Here is a 16,699-nt window from a genome sequence, read left to right as displayed (position 1 = left end):
ATGGATAGATTGAATGCAGCAATTCTTGGAGCTACAGGAATTATAGGTCAGGAATTTCTTAGATTAAACAGGGATGAGAAGTTATTTCATATCTCATCTCTGTATGGCTCCGAAAAGAGTCAGAGTAAGTCTTATATTGATGCCGTCAACTGGATATTTGAAGATGATTGTCCAGAAAGATTCAAGAACATGAAAGTTGAAAATGTTAATTCAATACTTCAACACGTTAAAGATTATGATATTGTATTTTCTTTTCTTCCAACACAGGCTGCCAATATAGAGAAGGAGATAGCAGAGTATTTACCAGTTATCACTAAATCATCATTACACAGAATGGATCAACTTGTTCCACTTGTAATTCCTGAGATAAATACTAAACATCTAGATTTAATACCACACCAAAAGAAAAAGAATGGATGGAGAGGATACATAACAGCTGATCCAAACTGCTCAACAAATCAGCTTGTTATTTCAATACACCCTTTTTTGAAATATAATATAAAGAGAGTATACTTAACAAGTTTTCAATCATCATCTGGTGCAGGGTTCCCAGGTCCTTCTTTTTTAAATCTAAATGGAAATATCATTCCATATATAGAGGGGGAGGAGGATAAAATTCATTTAGAGACAAAGAAAATTATTGGTGAACTTAGAAATGAGACAATAAGTTACAATAATTTAGAAATAGTTGCAAGGTGCCTGAGGTCTCCTGTGAGGGTAGGGCACCTTCAAACTGTTTTCATTGAATTTGAAAATGAAATCGACGAGAATGAATTAGTCTACAGTCTTAAAAATTCAAAACTTCTAGAAAATAATTACAGTAGAACAATAGGAACATATGCCACTCTTAAAGTTGTAGAGAAAGAAGACAGGCCTCAGCCATTACTTGATTCTGACACAGGATCAGGAATGACTGTTACAATTGGTGGTATTCAATTTCATAATAATGCAATTTCCTTCAATGTTCTCGGTAACAATCTATCCAGAGGAGGATCAGGGAATTCAATTCTTCAAGGAGAAATGCTATTAGAAAAAGGCTATATTTGAGTGAGAAACAAAACTAACAAATATTATTTATATTAGAATGGGATAGGTTTGGGTCAAAAAAAGACAGGACGTAACCAAATGGAGGGAATAACGAAAATTAAGGACCTCACACCTGAGTCAAGAAGGGTAAACGTTCTTGCAAAGGTAGTAGAAATAGGCGAGCCAAAGGAAATAAACACAAAATTCGGTGAAACCAAATCTGTAACCGAAGTTGTAATTGGTGATGAAACAGGGAAGATCAGGCTTTCATTATGGGGAGATCAGGTTAACTCTGTAAAGCACGGTGCAACATTGAATATAGATAATGGTTATATTTCATTGGTCAGAGGACAGATGAGATTGAATGTGGGAAAATACGGAAGCATGAAGGAAAGTGAAGAAGTTTTAGACGCAGTGAACGATGAACTGGACATGAGTGAAAAAGTTTACGAAAACACTTTTAACAGAAGACCAAACAGAAATTTCAGAAGAGGCGGTTACCAGAGAAGAGATTTTGGTAGCAGATCCTCTGATGAAGACAGAGAAGAGGAATAATATTATTCCTCAGAAACAATACTTTTTTTCTGATTTTTATACATTTCAAATATTTCAAATGAGGATGTTGCATCCTCAGCTTTTTTATCTTTTCTCCAGTTACCTATAAATCTTGGAAACCTTACTGCAAGGCCCTTTCCGTCGTTGTAATTGTTTGCACATGTGTGAACAGGACTTACAGTTATCTCAGCTCCTACTATCTCAATAACCTTTTCTGGATAAATCCATACATCAGGTTGAAGATTCGTTGACACATTGAATGGCTTTTCCTCTCTCAATAAATTATGAAATATTGATGGAAGTTCTGCTAGATTTTCATCAGAAAATCCAGAACCCAGTTTACAAACGCTTTCATAAACATCAAGATCACTGTTATATGATGCAAGAAGAAGTGCGCCAAATGTACCCTTTCTTCTCCCATGACCGTAAAAAGCACCTATTACAACGAGATCAAGTGTGTCTGCAAGTTCGTTCTGATAGTCCCTTTTAAGTTTTATCCACAACCATCCTCTGGCCCCAGCTCTGTAAACTGATTCCGGTCCGGTATTTTTCGCCACTAGACCTTCACAGCCATCTGAAATTGCGTTTTCAAAAAATTTCTCCACCTGATCTGCGTCGTTGCTCTCTAGTCGAGAGGCAAATTTTAGAAGGTTAGTTTCTCTAAAGTTTTCTCTTAATATTTTTGACCTCTCTTCGTATGGAAGATTATTCAATGGCTTTCCCTCAAAATAAATTATGTCAAACAGAAAAACACAAAGAGGAATTTCCTCTGAAATCAGGTTTCTTGAGATATTTTTTTTCTCCTCCTCATAGAGGTAAAATTGCCCCTCTTCTCTGGATATACCGTATTTCCTTCCCCTTCTCCTTGATACTTTTTGAAAAGGATATAATTCACCGGTTTCAGGATTATAGGGTACGGCCTCCCCATCCAGAATGAAACTTTTATTGTTTAAGGATAAAAATGCACTTTTTATCTCTGGAAACTGATCCGTTGTATCTTCATTACCCCTAGAAAATGTTTTAAGATTTTCTCCCTCTTTATGGATCTGTATTCTTAATCCATCATATTTGTATTCAAATGCTGTTTGTCCTTCCATTTTTTCAATAATTTCAGCTATGGTTGAGAGCCTTTCCGCTAACATTACTTTGAAGGGAATTAATGGTCTTGGAGAGGCGTTTTTTATTTCTTCCGGATAATTAGTTAGTATTCTGTAAAGATTTCCTATGTCAGGATAGAAGTTGTAATAGTTTTCTAAATCATCAAAATTTAGCCCTTCCCTGAACTTTTTGTTAAGAGCGTTCAGTATTGTTGAATCTGAAACGCCAACTCTCATTTTCCCTGTTACTATTCTTGTAAGATATCTAGCCTCTAAGGGGTCTGCCCTTGAAAGGAGATGGGAAAAAATTTTTTCCTTTTCCTCAGCACTACCATGACCCTTGGTCTTAGCCATCCTCATAAGTTCTTCATAAACTTCATTAACCTTAAGTGGTTCTGAAAATAGAGTCAACTGACTTTTTCTCTCCCTTATGAAATATTCAACAGTATTGCCAAGGTCTCCCTTATCCTTATAGATTTTGATGAATTCATTTTCTTTTAGATTCGCCACATTCATAAGGCAAGAAACTATTGATTTTTCTGAGATACCCGTTTCAATTCCCTCGTAGTCAGGCCTCAGTTTTCCCTGCATCATGTAAAGAGCCGTAGTGTCACTTTCCTGATCTTTTCCTAAAAAATCAGCTATCAAATCGACCATGTCCAATCTTTTGGTCATATTTTCAAGTTGGTTGAGAAGATCGGAAAATTTTGAAAAAAGCATGTAGCAAAAATACAAGCTTTGCTTAATAATCTTGTGTATTCTCATCAATTATTACTGACTTGCCTGTTTTACCAACAAATGGTGTCATTATCATGCTTATTAGAACAGTTGCAAATATGATTTCAGAAAATTCATATGAAGTTATTAACTGTGACTGAAATGCAATTGTCCCTATGATAACGCCCACTGCACCTCTTCCGCCCATTATACCCACAAGTGTTCTGTTCTTAGAATTTTGAAAAAATTTCCTGGAATAAAAATAGTTGAGCAAACCACCCAATAATACGGTGACAGTCATTATTATCAACATATTGTAAATTGCATTTTCAGGTGGGATGACTGCAGATAGTGCGGATATACTGAAAAAAAGTGGAATAAAAAATGAATCGTCAAATCTGGAAAGAGTTCTCTTTAAAATTCCAAGAATTTCATCTCCAACAACAACATCACTTATTAGAATTCCGGCAAAAAAACCACCGAGAACATAAGTCAAACCTATAAAATCAAAAATAGATGAAACAATCAAACCTAGAATGATGATTGAACCAAAAACAAGTTTGTCGTTTTTTGCATAGGTCCTGAGTCTCTTGAAGATTTCCTGAATCATATTTGAATTTTTTCTAAGTACTCTGTCGATTAGAAATATGAAAAGAAAGAAAATAAGGAGTGAGGATATATCAATAATTACATGTTTTGAATCTATAAAATAGGAAAGTATTATGAATGATATTATATCAGTGAGAATAACTGATGATATTATTATTTCACCCCTTTCTTCACTCATCAGACCTAGATTATTTACAATTACAGATATGATGGAAATTGAAGGTACAGATATTGCCATTGCGGTGAGTACAGATGATCTGCTAACAGCACCAAGATACAAAAGTATAATAATAACAGAAAGAAATGGTATTATGAAACTGGTTAATGTAAGTATTACCCCTTTTTTTAAACCTCTTATGAGTGTTTCGGTCGTTGACTGAATTCCTATAAGTAAAACTATAAAGAAAAGAGAGACGTCTGCAATATTGCTGATTGTGGTGTTTTTTGAAATTAAGTTTAATCCAGTACCACCAAGAATCAGTCCTGCAAGAAGTTCACCCACCACTGAAGGAATTCCAAATTTATCAGCAAGTGATCCCAGTACAAGGGCAAAGATCAACAGAACGAAAATTTCAAAGAGAACACTCACCCTAGCTAAAAACTTGTGGATAAATAATTTTTTCCATTGTCATTAACTTACATTTTGAAACAGTTTTCTATACTTACTAATACATCCATATAATCATTTATTTATGAAGGCAATATTGATGAAGGATTTTGGTATTGAAAATACAGAATTGATTGAATTCAACGAAGAGGGTTTAGAAAATGAAATAAAAATAAGAACAAAGATAGCAGGATTAAATCCACTTGATTACAACGTAATAAATGGAAAGGTTGTCTATGGATTAAACCCAATGCCACATATACCAGGCTCGGAGATTTTTGGAATCGTTGATGAAGACGGAAAAAATTTTAAGAAAGGTGAAAGAGTGATAATTTATAACAGAATATTTGATGAAACATGTACAAATTGTATATCTGGAAATGAGTATCTCTGTGAATCTGGTGGTATTTATGGTGTGGTGACAAATGGAGGTTTCAGGGAAATAATATATTTGGACCCAAAATATTTATTCAGAGTTCCTGAAACAATAAGTGATTATGTTGCTGCCTCCCTTCCCATAGGAGGCTTGACATCTTATCATGCTTTGAAGAAGGCTGATGCAAAAGCTGGGGAGACAATGCTTGTATTTGGTGCATCTGGAAACACAGGTATTTTTCTCACACAACTGGGGCATATGATGGGGCTTGAAGTGATAGCGGTATCTTCAAAGGATAAAAACCAGATATATGGAGCGGATCAGGTATACAGCATTGGAGAAATACCAAAAAATCTCAAAGCTGATATTATATTTAATTCCCTGGGTGGTGAGATATTCAAAGAATCTTTCAAGTATGCAAAAACTGGTTCCAGGATTGTAACCTATGGTGTCTTAAATGGTAGAATAACAGAAATTGATGTTGCCTCAGTCTACACAAAGGAACTGAAACTCATTGGTTCTACAGGTGGTTCCAGGAAAGATCTGGAAGAACTTATAAAAATTGCATCTAAAAATGTATTTAAGGTGAATGTTGAGGCTGCCTATAGTTTTCTGGAATATAAAAAAGCTTTCCAGCATTTTGAGAGAAGAAAAACAGGCAGAATTCTTCTAACATTTTAATTTGGCAATATTTTCTTGGATATTTCCATTAAATATAAAAGAGGCAGATACAAGTATATCTGCACCTGCGTTTACTGCCATTTTTCCTGTTTTATCATTTATCCCCCCATCTATCTCTATCTGGGTTTTCAGACCATTTTGGTCAATATATTTTCTAAGAATTTCAACTTTTTTTAATGATGATTCAATAAATTTTTGTCCAGAAAAACCTGGATAAACGCTCATAACCAGGACTGTGGAACATATATGCAGGAGATCAAAAATTTTTTCAACGCTCGTATCAGGATTTATGACTATTCCAAACTTCTTTCCCTTTTTCTCAACTTCAACATGAAGTTTTCTTGCATCTATGAAAGATTCGTAATGAAATAGAAGGGTGTCAGCTCCTGCTGATTGAAATGAATCCCAATACTTTTCTGGATTTGTAAGCATCATATGAGCTTCAAGTTCAAGATTAGTGCACCTACGTATTGCCCTTATCATATCCTGGCCCATTGTGAGGTTTGGTACAAAGTGTCCATCCATTATATCAAGATGAAATGAACTCGCTCCTCCTCTCTCACATTCCTCAATTTGTTCCTTCATGGTTTCCAGCCTGCAAGATATAATGGATGGTGAAATCTTTACCATATGCCTAAAATTATGAATTGGATAAAAAGTTAATTATGACTTTTTAAAAAATTGTTGTATGTTAGAATCAGTTTTTCCCGGATAACATTATCTGAAAAATTACTTAAAAACCTGGAAACACCCTTTGATCCAAGTGCATCTTTATTTGAAATTGCATCTTTAATGGCATCCTTAAAGCCCACTGCATCAAGTGGATTGACCAATATTCCCGCATCACCCACAACCTCTCTCACAACACTTATATCAGAAGAAACTACAGGTAAGCCCACTTTCATTGCCTCGGCATTAGGGGAACCAAAACCTTCATAAAGAGTGGGAAAAAAAAGCACATCACATGCATTATAAAGCATGTTGATGGTTTCACCATTGATGTTAAAATAATTTATTGAATTTCCAACTGGAGAGCCAACTCTCACAAGGCGGAATCCATCGCCAAGTAAGTCAATTGTTTTTTTTATTGTTGGCAGATTTTTCCTTTTTTCTGATGAACTTACAGATAAAATTAAAAATTTATCCTCGGGAAGACCCAGTTTCTTTCTTAGAGTATATTTATCATCATTTATTTTTTTAATGTCTTCATTTACAAAGGGATAAATTACTGAAATTTCACTTTCATTCTTTTTAAAAACTCTCACTATTTCACTCTTTATAAAATTTGATACCGTAATGATTTCATAGTTTTCAATAAATTTTTTCATTATCCTTCTCTGATGGAATAGCTCCTTACCTCCAGTGGAATAATCTTTTATAAATGGTATAATATCGTGAACTGTCAATATGGTATTCTTATCTCTTAAATTTAAGTAGTATAACAGTGGACTGGCTATATGGAATATACCATCCAAACCCATTATTTCATCTTCAATTTTCTTAAATTTCATATTTGTGAACATCAGTCTCAAAGCTTTTCTTAAAACACCTTCGTTTGATAGGTCAATTTTGATGTCAGAATATTCAGGAAATTCGTTCTTTGGATCAAATTTGATATGTATCAGTTTTGATCCATTGAATTGCCTCTTAATATTCTTTGCATAAAGTCCTAATCCGGTAAATTTTTTGGTATCTGTAATTATGTTTAGATTCACCACCTTGGATTCTTTGGAAATGTATTATTTTTTCCAAATTAAATATCAGAAGTGGAAGTTTTTTAATGTTTAAATAATTGAAAAATATTTCATAAAAGTAAAAGTGATTTCATATGAAAAACAAGATTTTTGCAATTATTATTGTAGCAGCTCTCGTCATAATAGGCTTACTCTCTTATAATGCGATTATTCAAAAGGGGCCAAATGATTCTGAACTTACAATATATTCCAAGAATTTAGATTCCTATCATTTTACTAGGATTGTAAGCCTTGACCCTGCTGCTACGGCAATGTTATATGGACTTGGAGCTTATAAATATCTGGTTGGTGGCAATGTTTATGACTGTTACCCACAGATATACAATCTTCCAAATGTTACAGATTATCCATCAATGGATATAGAAGAAATAGTGAACCTTTCCCCTCAACTGGTAATAGGATGTTATGATTACTCAGGTTCACAAATCTCTCAACTGAACTCCCTAGGGATTCATTTTATGTATCTAAATTCCGGAACTGGAACCAATATGACAGTTATAGAACAGCAAACAACCGCCCTGGGAATGATTACAGGAACACAGAAGAACGCATCATTGATAAATGCTTGGATGAACAGTTCCATTCAGGTTTTCAATTCATTAAATATATCAAATCCCTATACAATGTTTTATGCACTCTATCCTGGTTCACACGGTACATGGACTGCTGGAAACAACACTTTTATGAATCAGATGTTCACTTTAGCTCATCTTAAAAATATTGCCATAAACCAGTCTGGTTTTTATGAAATTTCAAATGAAGTTGTATTAAATTCAACTCCACAGGTTCTCCTTCTTGATCAGTATTTTAACAAAAGCCTTGTAAATACCATACCATTTGACCAAACTCCGGCATATAAGAACGGAAAAATATATTCAATCTTTAATGATAATTTCTTTCAGGAACCAGATTTCAGAGACATTTATGGTATTAAATGGCTTATTAAAACAGTTTACAACATAAATGTTACTTTGCAAGCGTTTCCCATAAATTTACAGTATCCCCCTTATCCACTGTGCTGTGAGTGAAAACCATATGTATAGATTCAAACTTCAAAACATTGGTAATATCATATATGTTAAAAGGAGGATATTTTACTATGCTATTTCTTCAATAATTTTTATTGCTTCTTTTTTTTATTCTCTAATGGTTAATTCAATACATATTTCATATATGACAGTAATTCATATCCTTCAGGATCAGATATTCAGAACCCAATATTCCATTCCAAGTAAAACCTATGAAATCATAACCATTCTTAAGGAGCCGGAGGTCATAGGGGCTGCGGCAGTTGGAGCATCTCTAGCAATTGGTGGAGCTGTTGTACAGAGCATTTTCAGAAATCCAATATCTGAGCCTTACATTATCGGAATTTCAGGGGGAGCAACTCTTGGTGCAGTAATTGCAATAGTATTCGGTGAATATATTTTTGGAGCCTTCTCTCTTCAGATTTTTGCTTTTATATTTTCCCTAATTACAGTTTCCATGGTTTACGGAGCTTCCATGAGATCTGGAAGGGCCCCGCCAACTGTGATGTTGCTAACTGGAATAGCAATATCACTTTTTGTTACTTCACTTGTTGCACTCCTTCTTTATTCAAATCCTAATTACGAAAACGAAGTATTTTACTGGCTGCTTGGATCCTTGCAAGGTATAAGCTGGCAGGAAGATTTAGTTATCGTTCCCCTTGTTTTTTTTACAAGTATTATCTTTATGTATATGTACAGAGAATTGAACGCTCTGCAAATGGGTGATGTATATGCTAGAAGTATAGGAATAAATACAGAGAGATCCAAAGCAATTTTTCTAATATTGACAACAGTTTCAGTTTCTGCTGTTGTATCCATAAGCGGTCTAATAGGTTTTGTAGGGTTGATTTTTCCTCACGTTTCAAGGCTTATTTTCGGTGGATCCAACAAGCATGTTCTTCCAGCCTCTGCAGTTCTTGGGGCATCTTTTTTAATGCTGGCAAACGATGCTGCCCATATTGTAATCATTGGTGAGGTAATACCCATAGGAATAATTACAGGTATAGTTGGTGTACCCGTATTCATGGCCTTGATGATAAAAACCAGTAAGAATGGTTACTATGCCTCTTGAGATAATTAATTATAAGATAAAGAGACCTTCTTTTGAAATAGGCCCCATTAATCTTAAAATGGAGCCGGGTACGGTAACTGTAATATGCGGAAAAAACGGATCTGGAAAGTCATCTATACTTAGCTCTGTTTTTGGCTTTCCAAAACGAGTTTCCGGAGACATTTTAATTAACGGGGAAAGCGTATTTAAGATGAATTCACGATTGCTGAGCAGGAAAATATCATTGGTTCAGCAGGAGTTTCCAATTCCACTTGATTTCACGGTGAATGATATTCTTGAGTTATCCACATATGGGGGAAATAATGAGAAAATAACAAAATTGGAGGCGTTGGAAATGTGTGGAGTTGAGGATTTTTTGAACAGGGATTTTCTTACTCTCAGTGGTGGTGAAAAAAGAATGGTGATGATAGCCGCGTCAATATATCAGAATTCAGATTACATGTTTCTGGATGAGCCTGTTTCTTATCTGGATCCGGACAAGATATCTCTTTTATTCAGGATAATTTTAAAAATGAAAGAGAGAGGAAAGGGTATACTTATGGTACTTCAGGATGTGAATCAAGCATGGGGAATAGCCGATAATGTTATACTCATGAAGAGGGGAGTTGTTTTGTATAATGGGAGAAAGGATGAAGTGCTAAAAGAAGAAAATCTTTCCACAGTTTATGATGGGAAATTCATGTCATACGATTCTCCAGAAGGAAAAAGATTTTTTATTGTTTAAGACCATATTTTTCAATTTCCTGACTTATGAGGAAAGGCAAATCTTCAACACTTTTTATTTTATAATTTCTAAATATGTATCTCCATAAGATGTCATCAACGTTACATCCATCCCCTTCAAGAAAAATTTTCATTTTATCATGTATCTGCTTTCCTTTTCTGTCAAAATCTGTTAACAGTATGACTGTTTTAAATTTTTCAGATATCAAAATTGATAAATTGCCCAGGGGTATTCCAGTATTTATTTTGAATAAAGGGTTTTGTAAACCTATTTTCTTAAGGGTTTCAACATCATGATCCCCTTCAACTATTATAGGAATTTTATCATTTGATTGAATCACCAAAATTTTCCTTATAAGTTCGGATTCCTTCAGTCCCAGTACCTCCTGTTTTTTGCATAATCGTTTTCAGATTTTATTATTTCCAGAATTAGATCATCTTCATTGAAATATCTCACCTGCAGTAGTCTGCTGGCAGTTTCGGGGCCTACACCTCTGGCTGCCAGAGCAATCAAAGCTTCTCTTCCCCTCTCCTTGTAAAGATAGGCAGACTTCATAAGACTTTTTTTCTCCCTTTCTGAAATTCTATTTGAATCCAGAAGTTTTAGTGTCCCATCCTTTTGATATGGAGAAAGCACTGCCAAAAAGATATTTCCACAATTAAGGCATTTCATACTATTCTGATTTTTCACCCTATCTGTTTTAGTCCAGTGGCACTTCATACAAAGAAGTGTTATTTCCTCATTAAGAAGCCTCTCCCTTACTGAATCTATTATGGCCTTTGTTGGCTTAATGGGATTTATTCTTTCTGAAAAATGTGTAAGAAAATATTCAGATCCCTCACTGAAATGATCATATTTCTCTATCTTAATATCATTGATTGAAAGAATGAATGATCTAACTGCTTCAATATCCATATAATCGTATATCATTTTATTTATAGAATCCTCAAAAAGCACTGAATTCTCATATGATTCGATTATCTTCTCAAATCTCACTCTGGAGAGATCAGCATCTGGTTTTATAATTCCAAATTTTCTTGCCTCATAAAGGAATATTCCACTAAAGAATCTTGATCTTCTGGCGTTTTTTAAAATTATATCCAAAACAAGTTCTGGATTTATCTGCCTTATTATGGATTCTATTTCGGAGGGAGACATCCTTCTTGAAACTCTAAAATATATGTGATATGGGGAATAATCTGCCTCTACACTTTCATTTGTTATAGATGATAAAATAGAAGACAATATTTGAGACATTGTGAAATTGCCTTTTGTTCCCAGAAGTATTTGAATGATGATTTCTGAATTCTGCACCTCAATTATTATCCTGTCTTTCTCTGCAAGTCGCTTATTATACCAATTGGTCAGTAAATCTGCTGATTTTTTTTCCACGAAATCTCCAATGAACTTCAATTTTCTATTTTGTGAGACCCTATCAACAACATCCATAAGCACAGGGATGTCCTCTCCGGTCCATTTTGGAGCAAGTGCAGCAGTTGGAAAAGGTTCAACATAAATTCTCTCTTCTTCAATCTTCATAACTCTCCATGTTGAACCTTTAATGACGAAATATGATCCGGGGGAAATTTCATTAACAACATACTTTTCATCAAGCGTTCCAACAAATTTCCTATTTATTGAGTCAATTACACGGTAATTTTTTTCACTTGGAATCATAGAAATGTTTGATATGAAATAATCAAGAGAAGCAGCTGATCTGAAGATCCTTTCACCATCAAACCTTATTTTCCTGCTGTCATTGAGAAAATTTAAAATCTCAATGAATTTCTGTAAATTAAGAAATCTACCACAATATGCATTTTTAATAGTTTGAAAAAGTGTTTTCAGTTCAATGACCTTCCAAATTCTTGTTTCAAGTATGATTTGATTTACAACTGTTGCAATTGATTTTTTACTTATACTAACTGGTTCCAGGCTCTCTGCTTTTACCTGTGATATGATTGCCATTGCCTCTTCAAGTTCAATTACATCTGTGCATATTATAACGCCCTTTGATTTTTTATATATTGAATGCCCAGATCTTCCAATTCTCTGTACAAGTTTGTTTATCTGCCTTGGGGAATTAAACTGAATCACAAGATCTGCTGTTCCTATATCTATTCCAAGTTCCAACGAGGAAGTGGCAATCAGTGCCTTAATCTCACCCTTCTTGAATTTTTGCTCCGCATCCTCCCTCGTTTCCCTGGATAAGGACCCATGATGTACGAGCACTGGGATATCACCATAGTATAGTTTCATTCTGAATGCAAGATCCTCTGCAACACTTCTGGTATTTACGAACACGATAGTACCCCTCTCATTCATAATGTACTCGTAAATCCTTTTAACTGCACCAGCATAGTGAGAATCACATGCCATTTTGTTTGCAATTTCATCAGGTGCACTATCTGGTATCTCAATTGTAAATTCCATATCTTTGTGAAGACCCGTTTTAACAATTTCAACCTGTCCATTTGGATTCAAAAAAGATGCAATTTCAGATGGATTTCCTACTGTGGCCGATAATCCTAGCCTTTGAAAATTCGGTGCGATTTCTTTTAATCGTTCAAGAGCTATGGAAAGCTGTGCACCTCGCTCATTCTGTGCCAATTCATGAAGTTCGTCCACAATCACCCATCTTAAGTTTTTCAGCTTACTCCTTAACTTATTAGAATTTAACAAAATTTGAAGGGACTCAGGGGTTGTTATTATTATGTGTGCAGGATTTTCCATTATTTTTTTTCTTTCTGATATTGATATATCACTGTGTCTAACCTGAACCCTTATTGATAACTCCCTACCATAGGATTCAATTCTGGAAAACATATCCCTGTTAAGAGCGCGAAGCGGCGTAATGTAAAGACAGGCAACTGATTCTGCCTCCTCTTCCAGTATTCTGCTGAAAATTGGGAATATAACTGCCTCAGTTTTGCCGCTTCCAGTTGGAGAAATGAGTATAGCATCCCTACCAGAAAATACAACTGGGGCAAATAATTCTTGGGCCTCAGTCATCTCTTCATATTTTAACTTTTTAAAAAGATTAACCATCTTTGGAGAAAAACCTTTAGTGTCAATAAAAATTTTTTTAGAATTCATATTTCTCAACTTTTAATCATCATCATCGTCATCTTCATCATCATCGTCATCTTCTGAAAACTTATTGAAGAAGGACATTTTTTCACCTCGAAATACTTAAATAATTTTGGTATAAATATTTTATTAAAAATTTTCTTCCTAATTTTACAAATTATTGATTTATTATTTTTATTTTAGTACGCAACTTGTAAAATCTTTTTAAACACTTTTTTTATAAGAAAAAATATGCAAACATGAATAATATATTTCCTTTGAATTTCCATCGGTATAATTATAATATTAAATAAAGAGAATTAATAAAGTTTTGTGAATACAGATGAGATCTCCCTTGAAATAATTTCTAATTTAAAAAAAATAATAAAGGATTTGTCACCTGAAAATTTAGTTGCGTCAGAAGCCAATGCAATTAGAGAATTCTTTAATGATGGCTCCGTGACCGTTTTTTCTCTTGGAAAAGCCGCTGAAACAATGATGAGAGGAATTGACAATAAATTTCATTTTAATTTTGACAAGAAAATTTGCATTACCAACGAAATTTCTGCCGGCTCACCCTGTTTCAAGGGTAATCACCCTGTGCCAGATAAGGAAACTTTTGAATCCAGTATCCAGATACTTAACATGCTTAGGGAGGATAGTAATGAAAATCTGTTGGTTTTGCTCTCAGGAGGTAGTTCATCAATATTTGAGGTCCCTGAAGATAATTATTCTCATGAATATGTAAATAGGAGATATAAGGAACTTTTATACAGCGGTTTGTCAATTGAGGAAATTAATCTTTTAAGGGGAAAAATATCAAAAATAAAATTGGGAAAAATTTTGAAAATTATAAATTATAAGAAAATATATGAATTAATTATTTCAGATGTCCCATCGGATAATCCATATTTTGTTGGTTCAAACCCGTTTTTACCTGAATTAAAAATTGATAAGTTACCTATTAAATATGAAAATTCTTTAATAAGCTATAAAATAATATTAAACGGTAGAATATTTTCAGAAAATTTAAGGAGAATGTTCTCAAATTACAATACTGTTGATCTTGAGAATATTCTTAAAGGGGACGTTTATTCCTGTTCCAATAATATTGTTTCAAAGGTGAGAAAAATTTATTCGGAATTGAAAAAACCATTTTTCTTTACTGGCTATGGGGAAACAGCTTCTAAGGTTACTGGTGACGGAATGGGGGGAAGGAACTGTATGCTCTCATTCTTAATAATGAAAGAATTCAATAACAATGAAATTTTTTCCGTCATATCTTTCGCAAGTGATGGCCAGGATGGAAACAGTGGCCTTGCGGGCGCTATTGTAAATACGAACATTAAAAAAATGATAGATGTCAATGAGATTGATAAAGAAATTTTGAATAGCAACACAGGGGGATTGGCCATTAAATATAATATAGGTTTGGATACGGGGCCAACAGGTAATAACGTTTCTGATATACTAATTGGATTTTATGGCGGTGAAACAACATGATATTAATGGGAAATAATGAAAGTTATTACATAGATGAAAAAAACAATATTTTATACAATGGAAAGAAAAAGTATCAGATCACAAAGAATATAATCTTAAGACAAGGTGATTTAATAAGAATGTTTGGACAGGAATTTTTGGTTGTAAAAGAAACACCATATAATATAAAAGATACTATGAAAAGGGGGGCTCAAATAATACAGCCTGAGACAGCCTCACTAATGGTTGCATTGAGTGGTATCAAATATGGATCTAGAGTTCTGGAGAGTGGAACAGGGTCAGGGCTTTTAACCTCTTTTATTTTGAATGCCATTGAAATAACTGAAAACTATACTGGTGTTGAAATAAACATTCAGAATATCGTTATCACACAAGATAATGTATTTAGGGCGACAGGGAAAACCCCCAAAATTTTAAATGAAAATTTTTTTGAACTTGAAAACTTTAAAACAAAATATGATGCCATATTTCTTGATCTGCCTGAACCATGGAAAAATATTGAATTTTTAAGATCAAATACTGTTAATGGTGGTTCCATAATAACGTATTTACCGACCTTTGATCAGGTAGAAAAGACGGTAAGTGAGATGACTGACTATGGTTTCAAACACATGGAAAGTTTTTGGATTTCTAAAACAGGTCTAATTGTAAGACAAGGATCTACAAGGCCAGAGAATTTCAATTTAACATATTCAGGTACTGTTTCTCATTTCATTAAATCAGTAAATACATCAGTTGATATTGAATGACATAAAATTTAGAAAATTATGCATAAACATTTTATTTTTATATATAATATAGTTTAACAGTGGCAGAGATTACATCAACACAATTAAGGTATTATGAATTGAAAAAAATTAATAAATTCGAAGTATCAATATGCTTTATAGGTACCTATAGAGGGAAGGAATCTCTGTTAATTGATTCAGTTGAGAGCATTTCTGAAATATGCACAGACATGAACCTTGAATTCGAAATGAGAATCATAGATGCCACTGGAAGAGGAATAAGTGAAAATTCATTAAATAAAATTAAAAAACAGGTAAATACCTTTATAATTTATGAATCCACAAAAAAATCAAAAGGGGAAATAAAAAATCTAATAACAGAAGAGACAAATTGTTCTCATATCTGTCTTTTTGATTGCGAAAAGAAATATGAGATAGAATTTGCAGATTTAATTTACAATTTTGTAAGAAATAAGGAAAAGAATATCCTGTTCAGTGACATTTTGGTCATACCAAAAGATCTGATTGCTGAAAAATATAAATGGTCTGATTTGAATATTTCAGAAGATATAGATTTTCTTGCTAAATTGTGTGGAAAAATTAACATAATTTTCTATCCCACGGAGGGAAGAAAAACGTTTGAAAGATTTCTCATATATAGACCTTCACAGGTTAAATCACTCTACGAATATAAAAACGCTGGAAAATTGAAAAAGTTCAAGCTCATGGGGGATATGATAAAGGGGTGCAATTACAGATACAGAGATCTATCCTTGATTGATTCTTTGTGGAGAAAATCATCCTTTAATGGTAAACTCTCAAACTTTTTTGCCTACGCTTATTTTAAATTAAGCAGCAATATGAAAAGAAGAAAAAATCAGAGCAATTATGTCATTATTATGGAAAATATGATAGAGTCAGTACTACTTGGAGAATATATGAAGTTTAATATGTTCAGAATGCCTGTTTTTGTGGGCTTTAATGAACTAGATAAAAAATTTTTATCTGAAAAGAGTGACGTTTGGAAAACTATAAAACCAAGCTCAAGGAAGATATTTGAAAGACAGATAAAATCAGAAGAAAGAAATCACGAAATTGAAAAATGAGTGAATTATTTTCATAATTAAAAATATTTTAATTTTATCAGGAATAA

At 33.6% G+C, this 16,699-nt stretch carries 15 protein-coding genes; 9 read left to right on the top strand and 6 right to left on the bottom strand.

The window, feature by feature from the left end:
- Together asd and ACNF4Z_RS00925 are read left to right on the top strand one after the other, a co-directional pair.
- Positions 1–1,047 carry an aspartate-semialdehyde dehydrogenase gene (gene asd / locus ACNF4Z_RS00930; RefSeq protein WP_458327364.1) on the top strand — a complete coding sequence of 349 codons (1,047 nt, stop codon included), beginning with the start codon at positions 1–3 and terminating at the stop codon, positions 1,045–1,047.
- A 78-nt stretch (positions 1,048–1,125) separates the two neighbouring features.
- Positions 1,126–1,581, top strand: coding sequence for a single-stranded DNA-binding protein (locus ACNF4Z_RS00925; RefSeq protein ID WP_458327363.1), 456 nt, complete (start codon positions 1,126–1,128; stop codon positions 1,579–1,581).
- Between the two features lie 2 nt (positions 1,582–1,583).
- Here ACNF4Z_RS00925 and ACNF4Z_RS00920 read toward each other — a convergent pair whose 3' ends face one another.
- Entirely contained in the window at positions 1,584–3,398 is a 1,815-nt protein-coding gene (locus ACNF4Z_RS00920) for an ATP-dependent DNA ligase (protein ID WP_458327362.1), read from the bottom strand.
- Between the two features lie 22 nt (positions 3,399–3,420).
- Positions 3,421–4,593 carry a cation:proton antiporter gene (locus ACNF4Z_RS00915; protein ID WP_458327361.1) on the bottom strand — a complete coding sequence of 391 codons (1,173 nt, stop codon included), beginning with the start codon at positions 4,591–4,593 and terminating at the stop codon, positions 3,421–3,423.
- Positions 4,594–4,696: 103 nt separating this feature from the next.
- Between ACNF4Z_RS00915 and ACNF4Z_RS00910 the strand changes: the two genes are divergently transcribed.
- Positions 4,697–5,668: an alcohol dehydrogenase catalytic domain-containing protein gene (locus ACNF4Z_RS00910; protein WP_458327360.1), complete on the top strand. Its 972-nt coding sequence runs from the start codon at positions 4,697–4,699 to the stop codon at positions 5,666–5,668.
- On the opposite strand, the gene rpe is transcribed toward ACNF4Z_RS00910, so the two are convergent.
- Together rpe and ACNF4Z_RS00900 are read right to left on the bottom strand one after the other, a co-directional pair.
- On the bottom strand, positions 5,657–6,298 hold the full coding sequence (rpe, locus tag ACNF4Z_RS00905; RefSeq protein WP_458327359.1) for a ribulose-phosphate 3-epimerase: 642 nt from the start codon (positions 6,296–6,298) through the stop codon (positions 5,657–5,659). The two genes, ACNF4Z_RS00910 and rpe, sit on opposite strands and share 12 nt — an antisense overlap.
- A 29-nt stretch (positions 6,299–6,327) precedes the next feature.
- Complete coding sequence (locus ACNF4Z_RS00900) at positions 6,328–7,383, bottom strand: glycosyltransferase family 4 protein (protein ID WP_458327358.1); 1,056 nt, start codon at positions 7,381–7,383, stop codon at positions 6,328–6,330.
- A gap of 113 nt (positions 7,384–7,496) precedes the next feature.
- On the opposite strand from ACNF4Z_RS00900, the gene ACNF4Z_RS00895 reads away from it, so the two are divergent.
- Genes ACNF4Z_RS00895 through ACNF4Z_RS00885 form a run of 3 tightly spaced genes read left to right on the top strand, consistent with a single transcriptional unit; the run spans position 7,497 to position 10,246 of the window.
- The gene (locus tag ACNF4Z_RS00895) at positions 7,497–8,450 is read left to right on the top strand and encodes an ABC transporter substrate-binding protein (protein ID WP_458327357.1); all 954 of its coding nucleotides are present in this window, start codon (positions 7,497–7,499) and stop codon (positions 8,448–8,450) included.
- A gap of 7 nt (positions 8,451–8,457) precedes the next feature.
- Positions 8,458–9,522 (top strand): FecCD family ABC transporter permease, encoded by a 1,065-nt coding sequence (locus ACNF4Z_RS00890; protein ID WP_458327356.1) that lies wholly within the window; start codon positions 8,458–8,460, stop codon positions 9,520–9,522.
- Complete coding sequence (locus tag ACNF4Z_RS00885) at positions 9,512–10,246, top strand: ABC transporter ATP-binding protein (RefSeq protein WP_458327355.1); 735 nt, start codon at positions 9,512–9,514, stop codon at positions 10,244–10,246. Before ACNF4Z_RS00890 ends, ACNF4Z_RS00885 begins: the two co-directional genes overlap by 11 nt.
- On the opposite strand, the gene ACNF4Z_RS00880 is transcribed toward ACNF4Z_RS00885, so the two are convergent.
- On the bottom strand, positions 10,236–10,586 hold the full coding sequence (locus ACNF4Z_RS00880; RefSeq protein WP_458327354.1) for a toprim domain-containing protein: 351 nt from the start codon (positions 10,584–10,586) through the stop codon (positions 10,236–10,238). The two genes, ACNF4Z_RS00885 and ACNF4Z_RS00880, sit on opposite strands and share 11 nt — an antisense overlap.
- A 29-nt stretch (positions 10,587–10,615) precedes the next feature.
- Entirely contained in the window at positions 10,616–13,294 is a 2,679-nt protein-coding gene (locus ACNF4Z_RS00875) for a DEAD/DEAH box helicase (RefSeq protein WP_458327353.1), read from the bottom strand.
- A gap of 354 nt (positions 13,295–13,648) precedes the next feature.
- Here ACNF4Z_RS00875 and ACNF4Z_RS00870 point away from each other — a divergent pair, with 354 nt between their 5' ends.
- The 3 genes from ACNF4Z_RS00870 to ACNF4Z_RS00860 are packed head-to-tail and all read left to right on the top strand — an operon-like array spanning position 13,649 to position 16,652.
- Positions 13,649–14,818 (top strand): DUF4147 domain-containing protein, encoded by a 1,170-nt coding sequence (locus ACNF4Z_RS00870; protein ID WP_458327352.1) that lies wholly within the window; start codon positions 13,649–13,651, stop codon positions 14,816–14,818.
- Positions 14,815–15,567 carry a hypothetical protein gene (locus ACNF4Z_RS00865; RefSeq protein WP_458327351.1) on the top strand — a complete coding sequence of 251 codons (753 nt, stop codon included), beginning with the start codon at positions 14,815–14,817 and terminating at the stop codon, positions 15,565–15,567. Before ACNF4Z_RS00870 ends, ACNF4Z_RS00865 begins: the two co-directional genes overlap by 4 nt.
- A 59-nt stretch (positions 15,568–15,626) precedes the next feature.
- Positions 15,627–16,652 carry a hypothetical protein gene (locus ACNF4Z_RS00860; RefSeq protein WP_458327350.1) on the top strand — a complete coding sequence of 342 codons (1,026 nt, stop codon included), beginning with the start codon at positions 15,627–15,629 and terminating at the stop codon, positions 16,650–16,652.
- Positions 16,653–16,699: the final 47 nt, after the last annotated feature.

The sequence above is a fragment of the Caldiplasma sukawensis genome, assembly GCF_052315375.1.
Taxonomy (GTDB): domain Archaea; phylum Thermoplasmatota; class Thermoplasmata; order Thermoplasmatales; family Thermoplasmataceae; genus Cuniculiplasma.
The sequence above is the reverse complement of the archived record's forward strand: the minus strand, read 5'-3'. Positions and strand labels throughout refer to the sequence as shown.

Bases quoted from the DNA above. Each gene is read 5' to 3' on its own strand.
- ACNF4Z_RS00925 (WP_458327363.1), top strand. From the start codon at position 1,126: ATGGAGGGAATAACGAAAATTAAGGACCTCACACCTGAGTCAAGAAGG.
- ACNF4Z_RS00895 (WP_458327357.1), top strand. From the start codon at position 7,497: ATGAAAAACAAGATTTTTGCAATTATTATTGTAGCAGCTCTCGTCATA.
- rpe (WP_458327359.1), bottom strand. From the start codon at position 6,298: ATGGTAAAGATTTCACCATCCATTATATCTTGCAGGCTGGAAACCATG.
- ACNF4Z_RS00920 (WP_458327362.1), bottom strand. From the start codon at position 3,398: ATGCTTTTTTCAAAATTTTCCGATCTTCTCAACCAACTTGAAAATATG.
- ACNF4Z_RS00910 (WP_458327360.1), top strand. From the start codon at position 4,697: ATGAAGGCAATATTGATGAAGGATTTTGGTATTGAAAATACAGAATTG.
- ACNF4Z_RS00875 (WP_458327353.1), bottom strand. From the start codon at position 13,294: ATGGTTAATCTTTTTAAAAAGTTAAAATATGAAGAGATGACTGAGGCC.
- ACNF4Z_RS00885 (WP_458327355.1), top strand. From the start codon at position 9,512: ATGCCTCTTGAGATAATTAATTATAAGATAAAGAGACCTTCTTTTGAA.
- ACNF4Z_RS00890 (WP_458327356.1), top strand. From the start codon at position 8,458: ATGTATAGATTCAAACTTCAAAACATTGGTAATATCATATATGTTAAA.
- ACNF4Z_RS00865 (WP_458327351.1), top strand. From the start codon at position 14,815: ATGATATTAATGGGAAATAATGAAAGTTATTACATAGATGAAAAAAAC.
- asd (WP_458327364.1), top strand. From the start codon at position 1: ATGGATAGATTGAATGCAGCAATTCTTGGAGCTACAGGAATTATAGGT.